This window comes from Fibrella arboris (assembly GCF_041321095.1).
GTDB classification, from domain to species: Bacteria; Bacteroidota; Bacteroidia; order Cytophagales; family Spirosomataceae; genus Fibrella; species Fibrella arboris.
In genome coordinates, this window is the sequence record NZ_JBGGWE010000005.1 from 1 (window position 1) to 19,619 (window position 19,619).

Annotated in this window: 15 protein-coding genes; 10 read left to right on the forward strand and 5 right to left on the reverse strand. The window is 54.3% G+C overall.

From position 1 onward, the window contains the following. Positions 1 to 106: 106 nt before the first annotated feature. Both ACAW75_RS09860 and ACAW75_RS09865 read right to left on the reverse strand, forming a co-directional pair. Entirely contained in the window at positions 107 to 3,259 is a 3,153-nt protein-coding gene (locus tag ACAW75_RS09860; RefSeq protein ID WP_370728542.1) for a DUF6298 domain-containing protein, read from the reverse strand. A 43-nt stretch (positions 3,260 to 3,302) separates the two neighbouring features. After that, positions 3,303 to 4,946 carry a pectate lyase family protein gene (locus tag ACAW75_RS09865; protein ID WP_370728543.1) on the reverse strand — a complete coding sequence of 548 codons (1,644 nt, stop codon included), beginning with the start codon at positions 4,944 to 4,946 and terminating at the stop codon, positions 3,303 to 3,305. Positions 4,947 to 5,278: 332 nt separating this feature from the next. Between ACAW75_RS09865 and ACAW75_RS09870 the strand changes: the two genes are divergently transcribed. After that, complete coding sequence (locus ACAW75_RS09870; protein ID WP_370728544.1) at positions 5,279 to 5,920, forward strand: DNA-3-methyladenine glycosylase family protein; 642 nt, start codon at positions 5,279 to 5,281, stop codon at positions 5,918 to 5,920. A 54-nt stretch (positions 5,921 to 5,974) separates the two neighbouring features. On the opposite strand, the gene ACAW75_RS09875 is transcribed toward ACAW75_RS09870, so the two are convergent. The 3 genes from ACAW75_RS09875 to ACAW75_RS09885 form a co-directional block, all read right to left on the reverse strand. Then, on the reverse strand, positions 5,975 to 7,366 hold the full coding sequence (locus ACAW75_RS09875; RefSeq protein ID WP_370728545.1) for a DUF4403 family protein: 1,392 nt from the start codon (positions 7,364 to 7,366) through the stop codon (positions 5,975 to 5,977). A gap of 60 nt (positions 7,367 to 7,426) precedes the next feature. Beyond that, positions 7,427 to 7,582, reverse strand: coding sequence for a FeoB-associated Cys-rich membrane protein (locus ACAW75_RS09880; protein ID WP_370728546.1), 156 nt, complete (start codon positions 7,580 to 7,582; stop codon positions 7,427 to 7,429). 99 nt (positions 7,583 to 7,681) lie between these two features. Then, positions 7,682 to 8,221 (reverse strand): YfiT family bacillithiol transferase, encoded by a 540-nt coding sequence (locus ACAW75_RS09885; RefSeq protein WP_370728547.1) that lies wholly within the window; start codon positions 8,219 to 8,221, stop codon positions 7,682 to 7,684. Positions 8,222 to 8,342: 121 nt separating this feature from the next. On the opposite strand from ACAW75_RS09885, the gene ytxJ reads away from it, so the two are divergent. The 9 genes from ytxJ (at position 8,343) to ACAW75_RS09930 (ending at position 19,590) form a co-directional block, all read left to right on the forward strand. Further along, positions 8,343 to 8,672, forward strand: a complete 330-nt coding sequence (ytxJ, locus tag ACAW75_RS09890; RefSeq protein ID WP_370728548.1) for a bacillithiol system redox-active protein YtxJ — start codon at positions 8,343 to 8,345, stop codon at positions 8,670 to 8,672. Between the two features lie 250 nt (positions 8,673 to 8,922). Next, positions 8,923 to 10,635 (forward strand): circadian clock protein KaiC, encoded by a 1,713-nt coding sequence (gene kaiC, locus ACAW75_RS09895; protein WP_370728549.1) that lies wholly within the window; start codon positions 8,923 to 8,925, stop codon positions 10,633 to 10,635. Positions 10,636 to 10,721: 86 nt separating this feature from the next. Further along, positions 10,722 to 11,021, forward strand: coding sequence for a circadian clock KaiB family protein (locus tag ACAW75_RS09900; protein WP_370728550.1), 300 nt, complete (start codon positions 10,722 to 10,724; stop codon positions 11,019 to 11,021). 4 nt (positions 11,022 to 11,025) lie between these two features. Continuing rightward, the gene (locus ACAW75_RS09905; protein ID WP_370728551.1) at positions 11,026 to 11,367 is read left to right on the forward strand and encodes a circadian clock KaiB family protein; all 342 of its coding nucleotides are present in this window, start codon (positions 11,026 to 11,028) and stop codon (positions 11,365 to 11,367) included. Positions 11,368 to 11,372: 5 nt separating this feature from the next. Further along, positions 11,373 to 12,692 (forward strand): sensor histidine kinase, encoded by a 1,320-nt coding sequence (locus tag ACAW75_RS09910; protein WP_370728552.1) that lies wholly within the window; start codon positions 11,373 to 11,375, stop codon positions 12,690 to 12,692. 396 nt (positions 12,693 to 13,088) lie between these two features. Further along, positions 13,089 to 16,277 (forward strand): SusC/RagA family TonB-linked outer membrane protein, encoded by a 3,189-nt coding sequence (locus ACAW75_RS09915; protein WP_370728958.1) that lies wholly within the window; start codon positions 13,089 to 13,091, stop codon positions 16,275 to 16,277. 10 nt (positions 16,278 to 16,287) lie between these two features. Continuing rightward, on the forward strand, positions 16,288 to 17,820 hold the full coding sequence (locus tag ACAW75_RS09920) for a SusD/RagB family nutrient-binding outer membrane lipoprotein (protein WP_370728553.1): 1,533 nt from the start codon (positions 16,288 to 16,290) through the stop codon (positions 17,818 to 17,820). 172 nt (positions 17,821 to 17,992) lie between these two features. Next, positions 17,993 to 18,619, forward strand: coding sequence for a (2Fe-2S)-binding protein (locus ACAW75_RS09925; RefSeq protein WP_370728554.1), 627 nt, complete (start codon positions 17,993 to 17,995; stop codon positions 18,617 to 18,619). Then, the gene (locus ACAW75_RS09930) at positions 18,616 to 19,590 is read left to right on the forward strand and encodes an FAD binding domain-containing protein (protein WP_370728555.1); all 975 of its coding nucleotides are present in this window, start codon (positions 18,616 to 18,618) and stop codon (positions 19,588 to 19,590) included. Before ACAW75_RS09925 ends, ACAW75_RS09930 begins: the two co-directional genes overlap by 4 nt. The last annotated feature ends 29 nt before the right edge of the window (positions 19,591 to 19,619 follow it).

Below are 19,619 nucleotides of genomic sequence, written 5' to 3' on the forward strand. Positions count from 1 at the left end.
CGCCGGACCGCCCTGAAGGGGGCTTTCCGTCGCGGAGCTTTAGCCCTCTTCAGGGCGGTCCGGCGGTCCGGGTTGGGGGTAAAACCAGTATCCATTTTCTTCACACTCATAATCCATTGCTCTTTTTAACCCAGATCACCTCCGCGCCGGTCGACTGGTTTTTCAGGTTGACGATACCACCGCCCTTCACGATTTCGTTCGATTTGGTGACCCGCCCCGTTTTCGGATCCACGAAGCTGACCTGGAACGTACCTGTGGCCTTCGTTAGATCGAGCTGCATGGGAGACGCTGACTCGTTGTAGAGGATATAGCCCGTTTTGTCGTTGCCCAGCACCCACTGGTTGGCAGGTTTTTGTGGCAGGTCAATTGGCTGCATCTGACCCGCATCGGCCATAAACTGGGGATCGCTGATCGTGGGTACGTTCGGCATGGAGCCACCCGCCATCAGGATTGCCCAGCCCATCGCGTCGAAACTGTCGGCGGCGTAGGTAACGGCTTTGTCGGGGAATTTCTGGCGGTATTCGCGCACAGCCCGGTACACCTGCTCGAAGGACGTTTTCTTCGGGTTCAGCAACCGGGCATGTTGGCGCGGAGCCAGGTTTTGCCCACCCACTGGCGCGTAGGCCATACCGTTGGCCTGGTAATGCCAGAACCGAATGTCGATCAGGTTGATGACGGCGGCGCGTTTGGCATCGACCAGAATAGCGTCCTGCACATCTTTGGTCGTGCTCAGACCCACCAGCGCTTTTTTGCCGGTCTCCTTTTCCCACTCAGCAATAGTATCGATCCAGAATTGTACAAAGTGCAACGGCCCCGTAAACTCCGCCCCGATTAGTTGAATGACCCCTGAATTGGCCGCGAAATTGTCGAGGCATTGGCGAATATAGGCCCGGTGCAGCGCCCGCCGGACCGGATGCGACACGTCGTAGAATTGGTCGGCCATGAACACCCGCTTGTCACCGGCATAGGGCACCGGTTCGGGGAAACCGGTATGGTTGATGTTGTTGACGGGCCGCCAGGGAAAATCGGCGTAATGGGCACCCGCTTCAATGATGTTGTGCTGGAAATAATTTTCGTGAATCAGGGCCAGTCCTTTCTGGTCGGCCAGATCGGCAAACTGCTTCAGGCGGCTCCAGTACCACTTGTTGTAGGTCGTGAGGTCATATTTGCTCAGGCCATCCCAGGCAGTTTCTCTGCCGCTACGAGCGAACGGCAATTCGTAGAACGGTGCCCAGACGTCACCATCCATCCGACGAATACGCTCGTGATCGTCGCGGCGACGGTCGTACCAGAGGCCGTAGGTATGGTCCATCGCCACTACGTTGTTCACCTTCATCGAGTCGGTTACCTCCGTCAGTTCATCGGTCAGGCCGCGACCGGTTTGCCCCGGCACAAAACGGGTAATGTGCGGCTTGGCGTTGGTCAGTCCGTGGGGGCGGGCGCTGCCGTTCCACCAGGGCACCTCCTGCCGCCGACCCGCTACGAGCGTACTACCCCGCACCAATTTGCCCTGCACCACCCGCATGGGTTCAGCTTGGGGGTACGTTGGTTCTTTCGGCAAACCAATAGCATCAATCGACCGGGCCGACGACATACCTGGAATAGGCTGGCGTTTCGAGGCGGCAATGATAAAATCGTACAGCGTGGGTGCGGGGTCAACGGCCAATTTCGTGAGCGCCATCGCCACGTCCACTTTCGGGCTGCTCGACGCTTCGGTGCCGACCGGCAATAGAATGGCGCGATCAGCAACGACCGCCCCCAGGCGATCGTTCAGTTGGGCGTAGTACAGGCTCCGGGGTTGGATCTGCTCATTCGACATATCCCAGTAGCCATCACCCGCAAACTGCGCCCAGGTGCCGAACGCCCAGTTTTGGGCCGTTGGGGGCTGGTAGTTCTCAACGCGGGCGGCGGTACATTGCCAGAAAACACTGTTGGCGGCATTCCAGCCCGCACCCTGCCCATCCTGGCCCAAATCAGCAAAACGCAGGGCATGGCCATCTACATTCACGATATCGAACAGCACGCCCGATGCCCAGCTATCGACCGCGCCGCTGAAACTGAAGGGCAGATGCGATTCACACTGCACAAAGGCATTGGGGCCGGGACTGCAATAGCCAACGGCAAAATCGTGGTAGCCCGATTCGGCATACAAACGCTGACAAAGCACCTGCTGGCCCCGCACAAAAAACGTACTCCGCCGTTCGCCGCCAATCTCCGATATGGGGGCCAGCGACTGACAATCTTCAACCGTAATGCGTTTGGCCGTTTCCTGCACCAACACCGCCGAACCCGCAAAATGGCTGAACTCCACCTGACGTACCCAGGCATCCTGCACGTTACTGAACACAACGGCCATCCAGCGATGGTCTTCGTCTTTCAGATTGGTTTTGTCATACGCAGATTCCAGGCGCAGGTTCTCTACGCCCGACTGAGTGATGCGCCCTGACCAGCTATACCGGGCAACGGTGCCACTGCCATAAGCCGAATCCAATGCGGTCGTCAGCGGCGCATCGAGTGTGATCGCAGACCCATTCACAGCCACAACCTGCCGATCCCAAAAGAGATCGCGCTGCCCCGGTTTCCAGCCCAGCGACGATAGACCGCCCCCAAACGTTTCCGTTTTTAAAGCCTGAATCCATTCTTTGGTAGACGGGCGACGTACCTGCACCAACTCACCGACTTTTAGATTTGTCGTTTTGGCAAGCCTGATTGTCAGCGCGTTGACAGGTACGTAGCTATCGGTAATGGAAACGGCCGATTCCAGTTTACGGTCGTTTTTGCCGCTGACCGTGATGAGGTTATCGCGGCTGGTTCCCGTTCCGAGCAAGGTTGTTCCACCTGCCCCCATACCGGCGCCTCGAAGCACTACACCCGAGGCCGAAATGGTTAGCGCACCTGTCACCTCATGAACGCCCTTTTCGAGCAGCACCGCCCCGCGCAAGCCATCGCTGTTGACGGGCAAAGCTGACACGTAATCAATGGCAGCCTGAATGCGGCGGGTGGCATCGCCTTTCCGAACGGGGACAGTCACTTTTATGTCGGCGGTTGGAATGGCCCGTTCACCTGCCTTGTAGCCGCAGTATGAAAAGTCAGGAATGCGGTTACCGCGTTCATCGGGTGTGTACGTGATGCGCCCCTGCGGACCAACGGTCAGTGGTTGTTTTTTAACCGGCTTATTCCCCTGCGCCATCGCTTCGCCAACACGCCCAACAGCGTTTACTAGCAGCAGCAAAAGAATAAACAGGTTCGTTTTAAGCACGGTTGAAAGTGGATGCGGGTGAGTTGTACCAGCGCGAACGTACCTACGTCCGTGGCTTCACTTGTTGAACAGGTACGACACTGTTCAGGTAGTCTTCGATGTTGGTGTAGCCATCTTTATTCTTGTCCTGGCTGGCGTCCGAGGCATCTTTCGGGTTCAGACCATTCTTCGTTTCCCAGGCATCGGGCATACCATCTTTGTCGGTGTCAACGTAGGGGGTGCCTTTGTAGTCGGGGTACCCACCCACCTGACTGATGTCGGTGATGATGCCGTTCTTGTACGAATCGAGGGGTAGCCGACGGTGTTTGAACTGCGTTTCGGGCACTTTCACGTTCGGATCGTACGCGATTTTCCCGGTCTTTACCTGCGTCAGGATGCGCACATCGACGGGGTCGCGTTTGGGCAGGGCGGCACCGGCGTTTTCGAGCACGTAATTGTAGGCCTGCTGCGCGGGAAGAATCGTGATCTTCGGCATGGGCAGTGGCTCTTTCCATTTGATGCTGGCGGTATATTCACCCGCATCGGGCCGGTCTTCTACCTGAACGCCACCATCCCAGTTGTTCTTCGTCACCCGGTCATGCCCTTCTACAATGTTCCCGTCCACGTAGGCACGGCCGAACTCCAGATGGCCTAGCTTACTGCGGCCCGATTCGGGTTTCAGAATCCGGTAACCGATGGGCGTATCCTTGGGTGTTTGCGGACCTGGCTTGTAGTAGTTGTTGATAATATTGTACATCGCCGTATAGTCGCCGCCATCTGTTGACCGGTGTACCCAGTTAAAGATCACGTTGTTGGTGAAATTGAAAATACCATTCCAGCCAATCGACGGATTCCGACCGGCATTATCGGCCCACAGATTGCGCATGAACGTACAGTTCTCACCGCCCAGTGTACTACCAAAGGCATGGTTCCAGGTATCGAGTGCTTCCGAGAAGATGGAGTTCTGAATCGTGATGTTCACCGTCGGCAGCTTCGATTCCACCGTCTTGCCGGTGCTGTCATTGTACATGTGCCGGTACATCGACATGTTTTCATCCAGCCCCCAGCTTGCCGACACGTGGTCGATCATGATGTTACCAATCGGGTTACCGCCAATCGAATCGTCGCGGCGACCTACGCCAGTTTCGCCCCGCCGGAAACGCATATACCGGATAACCACGTCGTGCGTGTTGATCCAGACCGATTCACCCGCCACGCAAACGCCGTCGCCTGGCGCTGTCTGCCCCGCAATAGTGATATAGGGTGCCCGAATGATGATCGGCGTTTTGATGCGGATGATACCGGCTACGTTGAAGACGACCGTACGTGCCCCACCCTGTTCGCAGGCCTCGCGCAACGTACCTGGGCCACGATCTTCAAGGCTGGTCACCACGTACACGTTGCCGCCCCGACCGCCGAACGTATAGGCGCCACCGCCCTCCGCGCCCGGAAAGGCAGGAATCGACGCCTGAGGCAGATCGACCGGCCGCGCCGCCCAGGGTACGTAGGGTTTTCCCTCCTTCGCTTCTTTCTTGATAATCGGCAGCGCTTTCCCCCAGGCAATATCCGATTGTCGGCGCGACTCAGCCAATAGCTCGTCACTTGCCTTCTGCACGTCGGCGGGAATGGTCGGATACTGGGCTGATGCGGGCTGCTGGGCAAGGAAAAGACCAGCAGAAAGTAATATTAGGGTCAGTTGTTTTTTCATTGGACGAGAGCCTGGTACGCCGGAGCTTCTTCCTGCTCGGCCAGCACTGATGATGGCGTTCCGTTAACAATCAGTTAGAAGATCAGGCAGCGATTTAGGGACAGATTGTATACTAACCTCAAAATAAGGCTAAAAAATAGGGCAATGTCTATATCATTTTTTCGGCAATGTATAGGATATTAGCATTTACCCCTGGCCTGTGTTCAGTCCGGCCATTTCTGCTCAAAAAAGGCCTCTCAGCAGCCTTTAATGGCTTTTTCATCTGCCTGCCAACACACTAATTTTGACAAAACAATGAAGCGGTACAGGATAAAAAGCGGTAGTTTCGCCTTATGACCCCCGACGCTCTGGCTCACCTTCAAGCCGACCCCGTTTTAGCCCGCATCATGGCTGAAACACCCATCATCAAACCCGCCGTTAGCTTTGCTGACATACCTGAAGCAGACCGCCTCTACCTGGCTTTATTGGAAAGTATTGTCTCACAACAGATTTCAGTGAAGGCCGCCGATGCCATTTTTCGACGTTTTCGGATGCTCTTCAGCGAAACAGCCGACGCCGAAGGCTATCCCTCTCCGGCCCAGCTCATGCTGAAAACGACCGACGAATTGCGGACGGCGGGCTTATCCTTCCAGAAAATAAAGTACCTGCAAAGCGTTGCCGAGTTCGCCCTGGCCAACCCGCTCACGATTGCGCACGTATCCGGGATGACCGACGAAGAAGTGGTGCAATACCTGTTGCCCATCAAAGGCGTAGGCCGCTGGACAGTGGAGATGTTACTGATGTTTGTGCTGGAACGACCCGATGTATTTCCCGTCGACGATCTGGTGATCCGCCAAAAGATCGTCAGAGCCTATAGCCTTACTGAAACGGGTCGCCCGCTCTACAAACGCTTGCAGGAAATTGCCGCGCCCTGGCGGCCGTACCGCACCCTGGCCTGCCGCTATTTCTGGCGGTGGAAACCGGAGAAGTCGTAGCGAACAGTCCCCTAAAGGAAGCCTGCCTATCGGCGGGGGAAAAGCTCGGCCGGTCTACAACTTCTTGACCTTGAACGCTACCGTCGATTGCACTTTCAACAGTGCCTGAATGCCGTCGGGGCGAATGGCGATTCGCTGGGGGACAAATTTGAAGGTCAGGATATCGAGATCGTTTTTTTTACCGGCCTTAGCCTTTTCAAATGCCCCGTCGATCAGCCTTGGTAATCTGTCGATCTGTTCCCGAATGGGAAATTTCAGTGCTTTGGATAGGGTATCGTTCAACCGGTCGTGCAGCAGCCAGTCGGCGGAGGCGAGTAAGCGTTCTTCCGTTTCGACGTCGAAATCGATGTTTTTGACCTGCAGCGTATGCGTAAGCGTATCGTAGGCAGGTTGACCACGGAAATACAGCGTCCCTTTCACCGCGCCACCCACATCGGCCTTGATAATCACGGCGCGTTGACCGCCATATACTTCTGTTTTCTTGATTGTCAGCAAGCCACCGGCCAGTTCCAGTTTGTGGCCTTTCAGTTGTTTGGCCAGGATTCGATTTATGTCGGCATACGAGATAAAGCTCATAACCTGAATGTCGGATACTTGCTGAACGTGTTTATCGCGCCGGATACGGGGCAGCTTCCGGTTCAATTCAATAACGGGACGCGGACCGATCATGGTTCTGGTATAGAAGGCTACGCGAATGGGGACGGTCAGGGTAGTGGCGTTGCCCTGCACATCACCTACGGCTACACTGAAGGGCGTTGGCACCAGCCAGAGCGAATCGGGCTGTTTGGCCAGAATCAATGGTTTCTGCAGATCCATCCAGACAGGACGTACCTGCTTGTCGAGGCGCAATCCATCGTAAACGGCTTTATCAATGGCCGCTTCAATCTCGGATCGACGTTTCTGAATGACATTTTCGGCCAGTTTTGTAAACGGAATAGTAATGCCCAACACCCGTATCTTTGGCTGTTTGATCCAGGTATGCTTGATCAGGCTGACATGTGTGGTCAGTCGCCAGTCGGAGGCTACCTGCAAAGGACTCTGGAAATCGACCGACAGGGCACAAACGGCGTGTTTGGCGTGGTTCTTCTTTTTAAGTCGAATGGGATTATCGAGCCAGATCTCCAGTGGAGCCGAAAAGTTGACCTTATGATCAGCATACCTGATCTTGATCCGCCCGGTACGGACCACCCGCATGTTGAAACTCGCTCCCTTCTGGCCTTCCAGCATCTCGGGGTTAACAATTTCGGTCTTTATTGATGCGTTGATCTTGTCTTCCAGGCTTTTGATCTGGAAGGTGATTGGCCCGGCCAGAAATGATCGGGCGGGCGGAATGGGCTCATCGAACCCTTCGGCGGTGGGGGCCTTGGGCTTTACTTTCTGGCAGGCACTTGCCCAGCCCAGTACAATCAGCAATAAGAAAAGATAGGTAGAGCGTTGCGGAATCATATGGGCACCCAACGCCAAGTGGCCACTGAAGGTTTGTTTATCTTAGTGTAGGTCCGGTCCCTACCCTGCCCGCCTGGCAGCCGGTGAGCGGGCATCGGTTGCACACCCGCACCCTTTACCACAGCCAGCCTCTTTCGCTACGAAACGCGTATAGGCCCGCCAGCCCAAATAACCCAGCGCCACAGCGAACAACACAAAAATCAGGATAGTCTGCATGAATAACTCTGTTTATTGTTTACTGTCTTCTGTTGCGCGGCTAACGATAACCATTTATGCTTTAGCGGAGCAACAGAAGACAGTAAACAGTGAACAGTATTACCTCTCCCATCCGTTCCGCTGGGCGAGGCGAAAGACATGCTGGTAGTGGTGTTCACCATGCCAGGCGTAGAGGGCCAGTACATCGGCCACGGTGTAGGTTTGCTGGTTACCGGGGTGCAGGTACGTTCTGGCGAGTTGGCTGGGCGACAGGTGTTGCAGGCAACGTACCCAGCGCAGGTGCAGGTTGGTCAGGATGGCCAGCGACGGGGCGATGGGCAGGGTCGAGTCGTCGAGTTTAGCCCATTCCTGTTCCTCATACGGGCTAATTCGTGGATTATCCTCCGTCAGTGCCAGCCGGGTACGTACATACGCATTCATGTGGCTATCAGCCACGTGATGAACCACCTGGCGAACGGTCCAGCCATCGGGGCGGTAGGGCGTATCCAGGCGTGAATCAGGCCAGGTCTGCACCAGGCTAATCAGCCGGTACGGGTACTCAGCCATCGCTGTCAGGTTCGTAATCAGCTGTTCAGGCGTATATGGCTGCGGGGCGGGCATGGGCCCAATCGGGTACCGGAGATCATCTGGATTCAGCATAGTGAGATGGTTTTGGCAAATCTAGCCTGAACTTTTCGCCCGTAAAAACCTTTTTTGACGGTATACCACCAGCTCAACGAAGTCAACTCTTTATTGCTATATCTGTCAACAAACGCGTAGAATGAACTGGAATAAACTAACCAACGCTGCCCAACTGGATCAAATCAAAGCTGAATCAGCCGATCAACCAATCCTGATCTTCAAGCACAGCACCACCTGCTCGATCAGCGCCATGGCCCTCAGCCGTATGGAGCGCAACTGGTCTGACGCAGCGGGTATAAAACCATACTACCTGGATCTGCTGGCCAACCGACCATTATCCGGTCAGATTGCCGACGCGTTTCAGGTGATGCACCAGTCGCCCCAGGTCTTATTGATTCAGGACGGCAAGTGCGTGTATGATGCCTCGCATATGGGAATTTCTTTTCAGGCATTAACACAGGCAGTTTGAGGCACGCCAATCGGTCTACTGAGCAGTTATACCTTTGGGCATAACTGCTTTTTTTGTGGTTGTAGCAGAAGGCGCAGCCAGTGAATCGGCACTAAACAAGTCAAAAAATAAAGCTACCCGACACATTACCAGACTACTACAGGATCTATACAACATATGTTATAAGTCCACAGGTTGAAAAAGTCGAAGAGTTCTGTATTTTTAACAACCTGTTCCGTTTGTGAGTTAGGTAGCTACATCGCCCTACTAAATGAATCCTAAGCTCCCCAGAGACCCTGCCAACCTCTTGAGTTCATTACCAAAATCGAGAACCGGAATTAATGGTTTAGACGAGATTACGGGTGGTGGGCTCCCCAAAGGCAGGCCTACGCTTATTTGTGGCAGTGCCGGTTGTGGTAAAACACTGTTCTCTATGGAGTTTCTCGTTCGCGGTGCACTTCAATTTGGCGAACCGGGCGTTTTCGTGGCCTTTGAAGAGAAGTCCGACGAGTTGACCATGAACGTCGCCTCGCTTGGCTTCGACCTCAAACAACTTCAGGCCGATAAACTGATCAAGCTCGACCACGTCCGTATTGAACGGAGTGAGATTGAGGAAACCGGCGAATATGACCTTGACGGACTATTCATTCGGTTAGGCTACGCTATTGATAGTATTGGTGCCAAACGGGTTGTGCTCGACACCATTGAGAATCTGTTCTCTGGCCTCAATAACCAGGGAATACTGCGTGCGGAGCTACGCCGGCTCTTTGAATGGTTGAAAGAAAAAGGCGTAACGGCGATCATTACTGGTGAACGGGGCGACGGCACCCTCACGCGGCATGGTCTTGAGGAATACGTCTCAGACTGTGTTATTTTGCTGGACCACCGCGTTGATAACCAGATCTCGACCCGGTTGTTGCGCATTGTCAAGTACCGGGGTTCGGTACACGGTACCAACGAATATCCGTTCCTGATAGACGAAGATGGCATTTCGGTATTGCCTGTCACCTCACTTACGCTCGACCATGACGTGTCGGAGGAGCGAATCTCGTCGGGCATTTTAGCCCTCGACAAAATGCTGGATGGAAAAGGGTATTTCAGGGGCAGTAGTGTGCTTGTGTCAGGCACCGCCGGTACCGGAAAAACCAGCATTGCGGCCTGTTTTGTCAATGCAGCCTGCCAGCGTGATGAACGGTGCCTGTATCTGGCATTCGAGGAATCACCGCAGCAGATTGTTCGGAATATGCGCTCAATCGGCCTTGATCTCCAGGTACATATCGATGACGGGCTATTATTTTTTCACGCCTCACGGCCCACCCTTAACGGGCTTGAGATGCACCTGATCGCCATTCATAAACTTGTGCGGGAATTTAAACCTCACGTGGTGGTGCTCGACCCGATCACCAACCTGGTAACGGTGGGGTCGATGAGTGAGGTAAAAGCCATGCTAATCCGGCTAATCGACTTTCTGCAGGCCGAGCAGATAACCGTACTCTTCACCGCACTCACCCGCAACACCATCGTGCAGGAACAGGCCGACGAAGGCGTTGCGTCGCTGGTTGACGCGTGGCTGCTGGTGCGCGACATCGAATCGAATGGTGAACGCAACCGGGGCATCTACATTATGAAGTCGCGCGGTATGAAGCACTCTAACCAGGTTCGTGAGTTTGTCATTACGGATGAAGGCGTTGATCTGGTCGACGTATATCTAGGACCGGAGGGTGTGCTTATTGGGTCAGCCCGCGAGGCCCAGCAGTTGCAGGAAGAAACGGGTGTTGCTTTACGCGACCATGCTGTTGGTCGGAAAGACCGCGAGATTGAACGGAAGCGATTCGTATTGGAATCAAAGATTGCCAGTTTGAAAGAAGAATTCGAATCTGTTCAGGAGGAATTGAATAAGAGCTATATTGAAGAAGATCTGCGGAAAGAGATTCTCGAAAAAAACAGGGAGCAGCTCACCCGTCAACGCCATAAAGATCAGTAAACAGGTCTGAATGACTTTGCCAGCGAACGTACCTGAGCGAAGCCATCCAGACCTTATTGATCATTGATAAAATCCCACTAAGCGTTATGGTACTAGAAGAGAAAGATACGGTCTGGGAGTTACGGTTATACATTGCCGGCAACACGCCCAAGTCCAATTTAGCGCTGGCTAATCTGAAAAGATATTGTGAGGCCAATCTCAAAGACAACTACGTTATTGAGGTAATTGACCTGCTCATTCACCCGCAACTAGCCGAGGGCGATCAGATCCTTGCGGTGCCAACGCTGGTTAAAAAGGTCCCTGAGCCCATCCGCAAAATCATTGGCGACCTGTCTAATGAAGAGAAGGTGTTGGTGGGCTTGAACATTCGTCCGGCTGTCAAATAAACGAATGGATCCATCCCAAAACGATACCAGTAACGGGGATGATCACCCTGGCGATGAACGCCAGGCGGCTGAACGCGTTCACTATCAGCTACGGCTGTTCGTTGCTGGAGCATCTATCAATTCAATACGGGCCATCAATAACCTGAAACTCATCTGCGATACGCATCTGAGTAACCAGTACGCCCTGGAAATTATTGACGTTCACCAGCAAAAAGAGTTGGCCGAGCAGCAGCAGATCATCGCATTACCTCTGCTTATAAAACGGTGGCCTTCTCCCGAACGCAGACTGGTTGGCGATATGTCAGATACAGAAAAGGTACTCCGTGGACTAGGCCTCATCATTTAATCTGTATGAGTAAAATACAGACATACAGCGAGTTGTTGGCTGAAAACGAACGGCTACGGCTGCAGCTGGAAGAAGCAACCGAAACTATTCACGCTATCCGAACCGGGCAGGTGGATGCCCTGGTGGTTGAAGGGAAAGAAGGTCATGAGCTATACACCCTCAAAACAGCCGATCTAACCTATCGGGTCATCATCGAAACGATGAACGAAGGGGCGGTTACCCTGGGCCCGGACGGGCTGATCGTTTACGCCAATTCCACCTTTGCAACCCTGGTCAACCTCGCCCTGTCGCAGGTAATTGGTTTGTCGTTTTATACGTTTGTTAGCCCCGATAATCAACTGCTCTGCCAGCAGTTGTTTGCCGAGAGTCAGACAGAGGACTGTAAATCAGAATTGACTATTTATACCAGCGCGGGCAACAAAGTGCCCTGCCTGCTGTCTGTTACCTCGCTGGAACTCGATGAGGGCGCCTCACTCTCCGTCATTGTGACAGACCTGACGCACCAGAAAGAAACGCAACAACTGCTCCGACAGAACAATGACCGCCTCGAAAAATCGAATATGGCGCTCGAGATCAGCAATAACGCGCTGAATCTGTCGAATGATAACCTGCAACAGTTCGCCTACGTAGCCAGCCACGACTTGCAGGAACCCCTGCGTAAAATTCAATCATTTGGTGACCTGCTCAAGGCGCAGTACGGGTCGAATCTTGGCGCTGAGGGCCTTGATATGATCAACCGGATGGGCTCGGCCGCAAATCGCATGTCTCTGTTAATCAGAGATTTACTTAACTACTCTCGCCTCACCACTCAGCAGGCTCCCTTTGAATTGGTTTCGCTCGATCGGTTGTTGCTCGATGTGCTCGACGATTTGTCCGTCGCCATTGCCGAGTCGGGGGCAACAATAGACTATGAACGCTTACCGGTCATTCAGGGTGATCAGGCCCAGTTACAGCAACTCTTTCTGAATCTTCTGTCCAATGCCCTGAAGTTTCGCCGGGCAGACCTGCCAGCTCATATCCTGATCTCAGCCCGGCAGGTGTCGGCTTCCGAGGTACCAATTGCAGCACTGGCTACACCCGCTGAATCGAACAGAAATCCTGTTTACCACGAGATCACCGTAGTTGATAACGGAATTGGTTTCGACGAGAAATATGCGGATCGTATTTTTCAGGTTTTCCAACGCCTGCATGGCAAGAGTAACTACCCAGGAAGCGGCGTAGGATTGGCCATCTGCCGCAAAGTTGTGCTGAATCATTCAGGGGGCCTCAGTGCCAATAGTAAGCCTGGAGAAGGCGCCAAATTTATCGTCTACTTACCAGCCTAGGTACGTACTGCCACGGAAGCCCCCTGCTTTCCAAGCCTCCTGGCGTCGCGTCTTTCTACAAAATCCCTTCTGGGCGCTGGCTGGATAACCGCATCAGCCAGCCTGGCCTGTATTTCCACCAGCGTAAAATCAATGAGCCGGTAATGGCAGCCAGTACAGGCTACCGGGCTGCATGAAATACCCTAGGTTAAACCCTAAAAAGTGTATTTATTATACAATTAACTGGCAGAACCTGCTCTACGCATACGATAAGTGAGTAAATAGAAATTGAAGGCTGTTTATTGGGTACTGGTTATAATTTTATTTGGTTTTAATTTGATTATAGCAATTCTCAAACACCTTTTTCCTGTATTTATGAACAACTATCTACTGCGTAAAACGGGCCTTCTGGTAGCGATGCTACTGGTCTTTACCCTCGTGCTTTGGCCCGGCACGGTGAACGCGCAGGATCGGCGCGTAACCGGGAAAGTCACCTCCGGCAAAGATCAGCAAGGTATACCAGGGGTCACTATTCTGGTTAAAAACACTCAGCTAGGAACGACCACCGACGCAGACGGAAGCTTTGTGCTAAACGTGCCGCCCAACGCCACACTGGTTTTCAGCGCCATTGGCTTTGCAGGAAACACCGTTGTAATCGGGAATCAAACCCAGGTGAATGTTACGCTCCAGGAAGCCGACCAAAACCTGAGCGAAGTCGTCGTAACGGCGCTGGGTATCAAGAAAGAGGCCAAAACGCTTGGCTACGCTACAGCTACCGTTAACCCGGAACAGATCACGACCAACCGGACGGTCAACTTTGTCAATGCGCTTCAGGGCAAAATTGCCGGGGTAAACATCACTAGTCTGGGTACGGGGGCGGCCGGTACGGCCAAGATCCGGATTCGGGGGCAGTCTTCATTCTCGGGGCAGAACAACCCGCTTATCGTTATCAACGGTGTGCCCGTTGACAACACCAATTTCGGGCAGAACAACGGAAACGCTGGTGGGGATAACTCGATCAGTAACCGCGATCGTAACTATTCGGATGGTGGCGATGGTCTATCGAGCCTCAACCCCGACGATATCGAAGGAATGACCGTCTTGAAAGGTGGTACGGCTGCGGCGCTCTATGGTTCCCGCGCCAAAGACGGCGCCATTCTGATCACGACCAAAACCAGAGGTACGTCGGGCGGAATTGGCGTAGTTTACAACACGAACTTCACCAGCGATCATCCGCTCGATTACACCGATTACCAGTACGAATATGGCCAGGGTGAGTACGGCGTGAAACCATCGGCAGCCAACCCGACCTCGGGGGTGTGGAGCTTCGGTGAAAAATTCACGCCCGGTGCCACGCAAGTACTCTTCGGTGGTATTACGGTTCCTTACCAGCCTGTCCGTGATCGGATCAATACGTTTTACCGCGATGGCAGCACCTGGACCAATTCCATTGCGCTTTCGTCGGGTAGCGAGAAAGGCGGATTTAACCTGTCGATGTCGAACCTCGACAACAAGGGCATTACACCAAACAACACCTTCAACCGCCGGACCATCAACCTGGGGTTCAGCTATAACCTGTCGCCGAAGCTGACGATCTCAGGTACGTTGAATTATTCGAACGAGCTAAACAAAAACCCGCCCCAGATTGCCCAGCAGGACAACAGTACGCCAACGGTGGTGTATACGCTGGCCAACTCGATGCCGTTCGATGTGCTGGAAGCCAACCAGATCAACCCGGCTACGGGCAACGAGTTTGTGTATTCGCGCTTCATGAACCGGACCAACCCGTATTTCGTGATGAACTACAAGTTCGAGAACATCCGGCGCGACCGGCTGCTCGGCAACATTACGGCTCGCTACAACCTGACCGACTGGCTCTACGTACAGGGGCGGGTTGGGCAGGATTTCTGGTCACGCGACCAGGATTACAACTTCCCGACGGGGCAGGCGTCTCTGGCCGCCGCACCAGCCGGTTTCGTGAATGGCGCCTACGTACAGGAAGCCCGCCGGTTTCGCGAGCTCAACAGCGATTTTCTGATCGGGGGTAACCGTCGTTTTGGGAAGATCGGCGTAAACATCACGGCGGGTGGCAACCAGCTCTACCGCCGCAGTGACCTCAACAGTGTGCAGGCCACTGATTTTGTTGTTCGGGGCTTATACGTACCCCAGAATGGTCGGGTGAAAGATCCGCTGTATGGGCTGAGCGAGCGCCGGGTAAACTCACTTTACGGCGCGGCAGAGATGTCATACAATGATTATCTGTACGTGAACGTAACGGCTCGCAATGACTGGTTCTCAACGCTGGCCCCTGCTAACCGCAGTATCCTGTATCCGTCGGTGACGGGTAGCTTCGTTTTCTCGCAGGCCTTCAACAACCTGCCCAGCTGGCTGAATTTCGGCAAACTGCGCGCGGCTTATGCCGAAGTGGGCAGCGATGGCGACGTAGCTCCGTACTCGAACAACCTCTTCTACGCAGTCAGTGCCAACCTGTTCCCGAATCCACAGGGCGCGGGCCAGCCAGTAGGATTCATCACGTCGAACACCGTGCCTAGCGCTACGCTGAAGCCAAGCCGTACGGCTGAAGCCGAAGTGGGTCTGGAGCTGAAACTGTTCAACAACCGGGTTGGCCTCGACCTCACCTACTATAATAAGATCACTAGTGACCAGATCGTATCGGCCCAGGCATCAGACGCATCCGGTTACACCAATACACTGATCAACAGCGGGCAGAGCCGTAACCGGGGTATCGAGGTGCTGATGAATCTGGCTCCGGTACGTACCCGAGACTTCTCGTGGGATATCACCCTGAATGGTTCTTACAACGAAACCAAACTGCTGAAGCTACAGACTGACGACGATGGGTCACCCGAGAAAGATTACAACAAAGACAAACTGCCCGAAGCTATTGTGGTGGGCACAGGCGTTTTCGTGGGTGAACTTCGGCAGGTTGTTGGTCAGCCATTGGGTCAGCTATACACGTTTGGCTATCTGCGCAATGCCGCCGGTCAGATTGTGCACGGCGGTGATGGGTTGCCCCTTCGTACATCGTCTCCGATTTCATTTGGTTCAGCCCTGCCCAACTACGTCGGCGGCATTACCAACGCCTTTAATTACAAGGGTATTACCCTATCGGTGCTGATCGACTTCAAACTAGGCGGCAAGATGATGTCGGGCACTAACCTGAACCTGTTCCGGCACGGTCTGCAAAAAGAAACGCTGGTGGGCCGGGGCGATGCCGATCAGAAAATGGTCGGCGCGGGCGTGAACGAAAAAGGCGAGCCCAATTCGGTTCGGGCCTTCGTGCAGGACTACTACTCGGTTGGTCGGTCAAAGAGCCTCGGCGAGCAGGTTATGTATGACGCTGGCTTCTGGAAATTGCGCCAGATCTCGGTGGGTTATGATTTCACCAAAATGCTCCCCAAGAGCCTGTTCATCAAAGGCATTCGACTGAGTGCTGTTGCCAACAACGTAGCTGTTCTGAAAAAATGGGTACCCAACATAGATCCCGAACAATTCGGCTTCAGCTCGGATAACCTCGTTGGCCTCGAAGCAACAGGGATTCCGATCAGCCGCAGTGTTGGTTTCAACCTGAATGTTAAGTTTTAACGACCTTCCGATGAAAAAGATAACTATTCTCTCAACGCTGACTGCTCTGGCGCTAGGCATCAGCAGCTGCGACAAAGGGTTCGACGAACTGAACGTGAACCCAACCGCCGTAACAACGCTGAATCCGGTGTTCACCTTCAACAATGCCGTGGTAAACACATCGTTTCCGGCTTCGTCTCTGGTTTTTGAGCACCCCATTGTCCAGCAGATGTTCTCACCAAACTCGGGCGTACTGGCGGGCGGTAACTTTAACGTCGACAACCGGGGCACCAACGGGCCCAACGCAGCCCTCTGGCAGCGCTACTATCGGGATAACATCCGCTACCTGGTCGATATTCTGAATCAGACAAAAACAGACGCCAATCGGACGAACCTGTATAACACCACCCGCATCTGGAAGGCCTACTCGTTTATGGTCCTGACTGATACGTATGGCGACGTCCCCTATTCCGAAGCAGGGCTGGGTTTTATCGGCGGTAATGTGGCTCCTAAGTACGACACCCAGGAAAGCATCTACACCGACATTATCAAGGAGTTGACAGAAGCGTCGGCGGCGCTGGATGCCGCCAAACCAACCGAAGCCGGCGAAATCGTATACGGTGGGAATATTCCAAAATGGAAGAAGCTCGGCTACTCATTGCTGTTACGGGCAGGCATGCGGCTCTCGAAAGTGAACCCCACGCTTGCTCAGTCTACCGTGCAGAAAGCCGTTGCCGGGGGCGTATTCCAGTCTAACGCCGACAACGCGGTGGTGCGGAACGATGCCAACTATCAAAATCCGGTCGGGGTCACGCTCAACTCCACTGAGGCCGCCAACCTGTACCTGACGGGCTATTTTGTCGATTACCTGAAAAGCACCGCCGATCCACGCCTGGGCTCTATTGCCGCCCGGTACGTAGGCGCTAAAAGTGGACCGGAACAAACGGCCGCCCGGATCAACCGCGACCCGTCGGTGCAGATTGGCATGCCGATCGGCTTCGATAATGGCACCATTCCGGCCCGTGCAGCGGCCGATAAACTGGCGAGTTTCTACGATTACAGCCAGCTCGACCGCACCCGGATGGGTAAACTGACCGCGCCAACGTACCTGGTCACCTATGCACAAACGCAACTGTTACTGGCCGAAGCCGCCCTTCGTGGCTGGACAACCGGCGTCGCGGCCGACTACTACAACGCGGGCGTAAAAGCCCATATGCAGCAGTTGGGCGATTACGATGCCACCTCACTCGTATCAGATGCTAACATTGCCACGTACCTGGCCGCCAACCCCTACGTAGCCGCCAGAGGCCTGGAACTGATCAACACGCAGTATTGGGTGGCGTCTTTCCTGAACGGTCCTGAAGTGTTCGCTAATTTCCGGCGGAGCGGCTTTCCGAAACTGACGCCGAACCCCTACCCAGGAAAGGAGATCAAAGGCAGTTTCATTAACCGGCTAACGTACCCGGATCTGGAAATCTCGGTCAACAAAGCTAAGGTGGATGAAGCCATTGCCCGCCAGGGCGCCGATAACCTCGACACCCGCGTGTGGTGGGATAAACAGTAAGTCCCGCGTCCTTGTCAAGTCAAAAAGCCCCGTTCCGACAACGGGGCTTTTTTTGTGCTCGGTAGTCAGCAAAGCGGGATTGACGCCAAAGTCAGCCGTTACCGAGAGAATGCAAACAAACGAACCGGTATTTGCCTTTCAGCATTACGAATAAGCTCAATACATCAACGTTATGGCTCACCAAGACACGTACCTGATCGACGGCTCGAATCGACGGTGGTTTTTAAAGCAATCATCCGCCCTGACCGGCCTCTTTCTGATGCCTCCACTCGTTGCCAACTCGGAACAACCAACCCAGGCCCACCCTATGGCGCCCCCCACTGGCAAGCGGTCGATTACGTTGACGATCAACCGAAAAACGTATAAACTAGCCGTTGAACCGCGCGAAACGCTGCTCGATGTCATGCGCGAGCGGCTCGACCTGACGGGTACCAAGAAAGGTTGCGACCACGGTCAGTGTGGGGCCTGTACCGTACACGTAGATGGTCGGCAGGCCAACGCCTGCCTGATGCTGGCGGTCATGCACCAGAACCAGGCCATCACCACGATCGAAGGGATTGCCCCGTCTAAAAATCAGCTGCATCCGCTACAGGCCGCTTTTGTGAAGCACGACGGGTATCAATGCGGTTTCTGTACACCCGGCCAGATCATGTCGGGCGTGGCGATCATTCGGCAGGGGCATGCCAAATCAGCCGACGAAATCAGAGAGTGGATGAGCGGGAACATTTGCCGGTGTGGCGCTTATAGCGGCATTGTCGATGCCATCGAATCGGTACAAAAAGAAGGAAAAACCGTATGAATGCATTCGATTATGTACAGGCTGGCCAGTCGGCCGATGCGCTTCGCCTGATTGCTGCTGCGCCAGCCAGCCGTTTCATTGCCGGCGGCACCAACCTGGTCGACCTGATGAAGTACGACGTTGAAAAGCCAGGTACGTTGGTCGACATCAGCCAGTTGCCCCTGGCCCGGGTCGAGAAAACGGCCACGGGTGTTCGTATTGGCGCACTCGCTCGTAATAGCGACGTGGCCGCCAACGAGTTGATCAGGGCGCAGTTTCCGCTTTTGTCAGACGCCCTGCTCGCCGGGGCCTCTCCGCAGCTTCGCAACATGGCAACGATGGGCGGCAATCTGCTGCAACGTACCCGGTGCCATTATTTCTACGACACCAGCCAGCCCTGTAATAAGCGGGCGCCAGGCTCAGGCTGCGGCGCTATTGGCGGCTACAATCGTATTCATGCCATTCTGGGCGCCAGTCCACAGTGCATCGCTACGAACCCCAGCGACATGAATGTGGCCCTAAGCGCGCTCGATGCCGTGGTGCAGATCAGTGGCCCGAACGGTAATCGGTCGGTGCCGGTCATTGATTTTCACCGGCTACCGGGCGATACCCCGCAGAAAGATACCGTATTGGAACCCCACGAACTGATTGTCGCCATTGACCTGCCAACGCCGAAAAATGCGGGTAAATCGCACTACCTGAAGGTGCGCGATCGGGCCTCATACGCTTTTGCGCTGGTATCGGTTGCCGCCCGGCTGGCAGTCGACGGAGGTGTTATTGGCGAAGCCCGGCTGGCGCTTGGCGGTGTGGCCCATAAACCCTGGCGGCTCGTGGCCATTGAAAACCAGCTTGTGGGGAAACCGGCCAATGAAGCCACCTTTCAGGCGGCAGCCCAACAGTTGCTGGCGGGCGCCCAGCCTCACGAACACAATGCCTTCAAAGTCAAACTAGCCCAATCGGCTATTGTCAGGGCCTTGCAAACAGTAGCATAAAACGTTTTCGCTGTCATTCATGACGCCAC

Excerpts from the sequence above, each read along its gene's own strand:
- ACAW75_RS09865 (WP_370728543.1), bottom strand. The coding sequence starts at position 4,946 with ATGAAAAAACAACTGACCCTAATATTACTTTCTGCTGGTCTTTTCCTT.
- ACAW75_RS09870 (WP_370728544.1), top strand. The coding sequence starts at position 5,279 with ATGACCCCCGACGCTCTGGCTCACCTTCAAGCCGACCCCGTTTTAGCC.
- ACAW75_RS09875 (WP_370728545.1), bottom strand. The coding sequence starts at position 7,366 with ATGATTCCGCAACGCTCTACCTATCTTTTCTTATTGCTGATTGTACTG.
- ACAW75_RS09880 (WP_370728546.1), bottom strand. The coding sequence starts at position 7,582 with ATGCAGACTATCCTGATTTTTGTGTTGTTCGCTGTGGCGCTGGGTTAT.
- ACAW75_RS09885 (WP_370728547.1), bottom strand. The coding sequence starts at position 8,221 with ATGCTGAATCCAGATGATCTCCGGTACCCGATTGGGCCCATGCCCGCC.
- ytxJ (WP_370728548.1), top strand. The coding sequence starts at position 8,343 with ATGAACTGGAATAAACTAACCAACGCTGCCCAACTGGATCAAATCAAA.
- kaiC (WP_370728549.1), top strand. The coding sequence starts at position 8,923 with ATGAATCCTAAGCTCCCCAGAGACCCTGCCAACCTCTTGAGTTCATTA.
- ACAW75_RS09900 (WP_370728550.1), top strand. The coding sequence starts at position 10,722 with ATGGTACTAGAAGAGAAAGATACGGTCTGGGAGTTACGGTTATACATT.
- ACAW75_RS09905 (WP_370728551.1), top strand. The coding sequence starts at position 11,026 with ATGGATCCATCCCAAAACGATACCAGTAACGGGGATGATCACCCTGGC.
- ACAW75_RS09910 (WP_370728552.1), top strand. The coding sequence starts at position 11,373 with ATGAGTAAAATACAGACATACAGCGAGTTGTTGGCTGAAAACGAACGG.
- ACAW75_RS09915 (WP_370728958.1), top strand. The coding sequence starts at position 13,089 with ATGCTACTGGTCTTTACCCTCGTGCTTTGGCCCGGCACGGTGAACGCG.
- ACAW75_RS09920 (WP_370728553.1), top strand. The coding sequence starts at position 16,288 with ATGAAAAAGATAACTATTCTCTCAACGCTGACTGCTCTGGCGCTAGGC.
- ACAW75_RS09925 (WP_370728554.1), top strand. The coding sequence starts at position 17,993 with ATGGCTCACCAAGACACGTACCTGATCGACGGCTCGAATCGACGGTGG.
- ACAW75_RS09930 (WP_370728555.1), top strand. The coding sequence starts at position 18,616 with ATGAATGCATTCGATTATGTACAGGCTGGCCAGTCGGCCGATGCGCTT.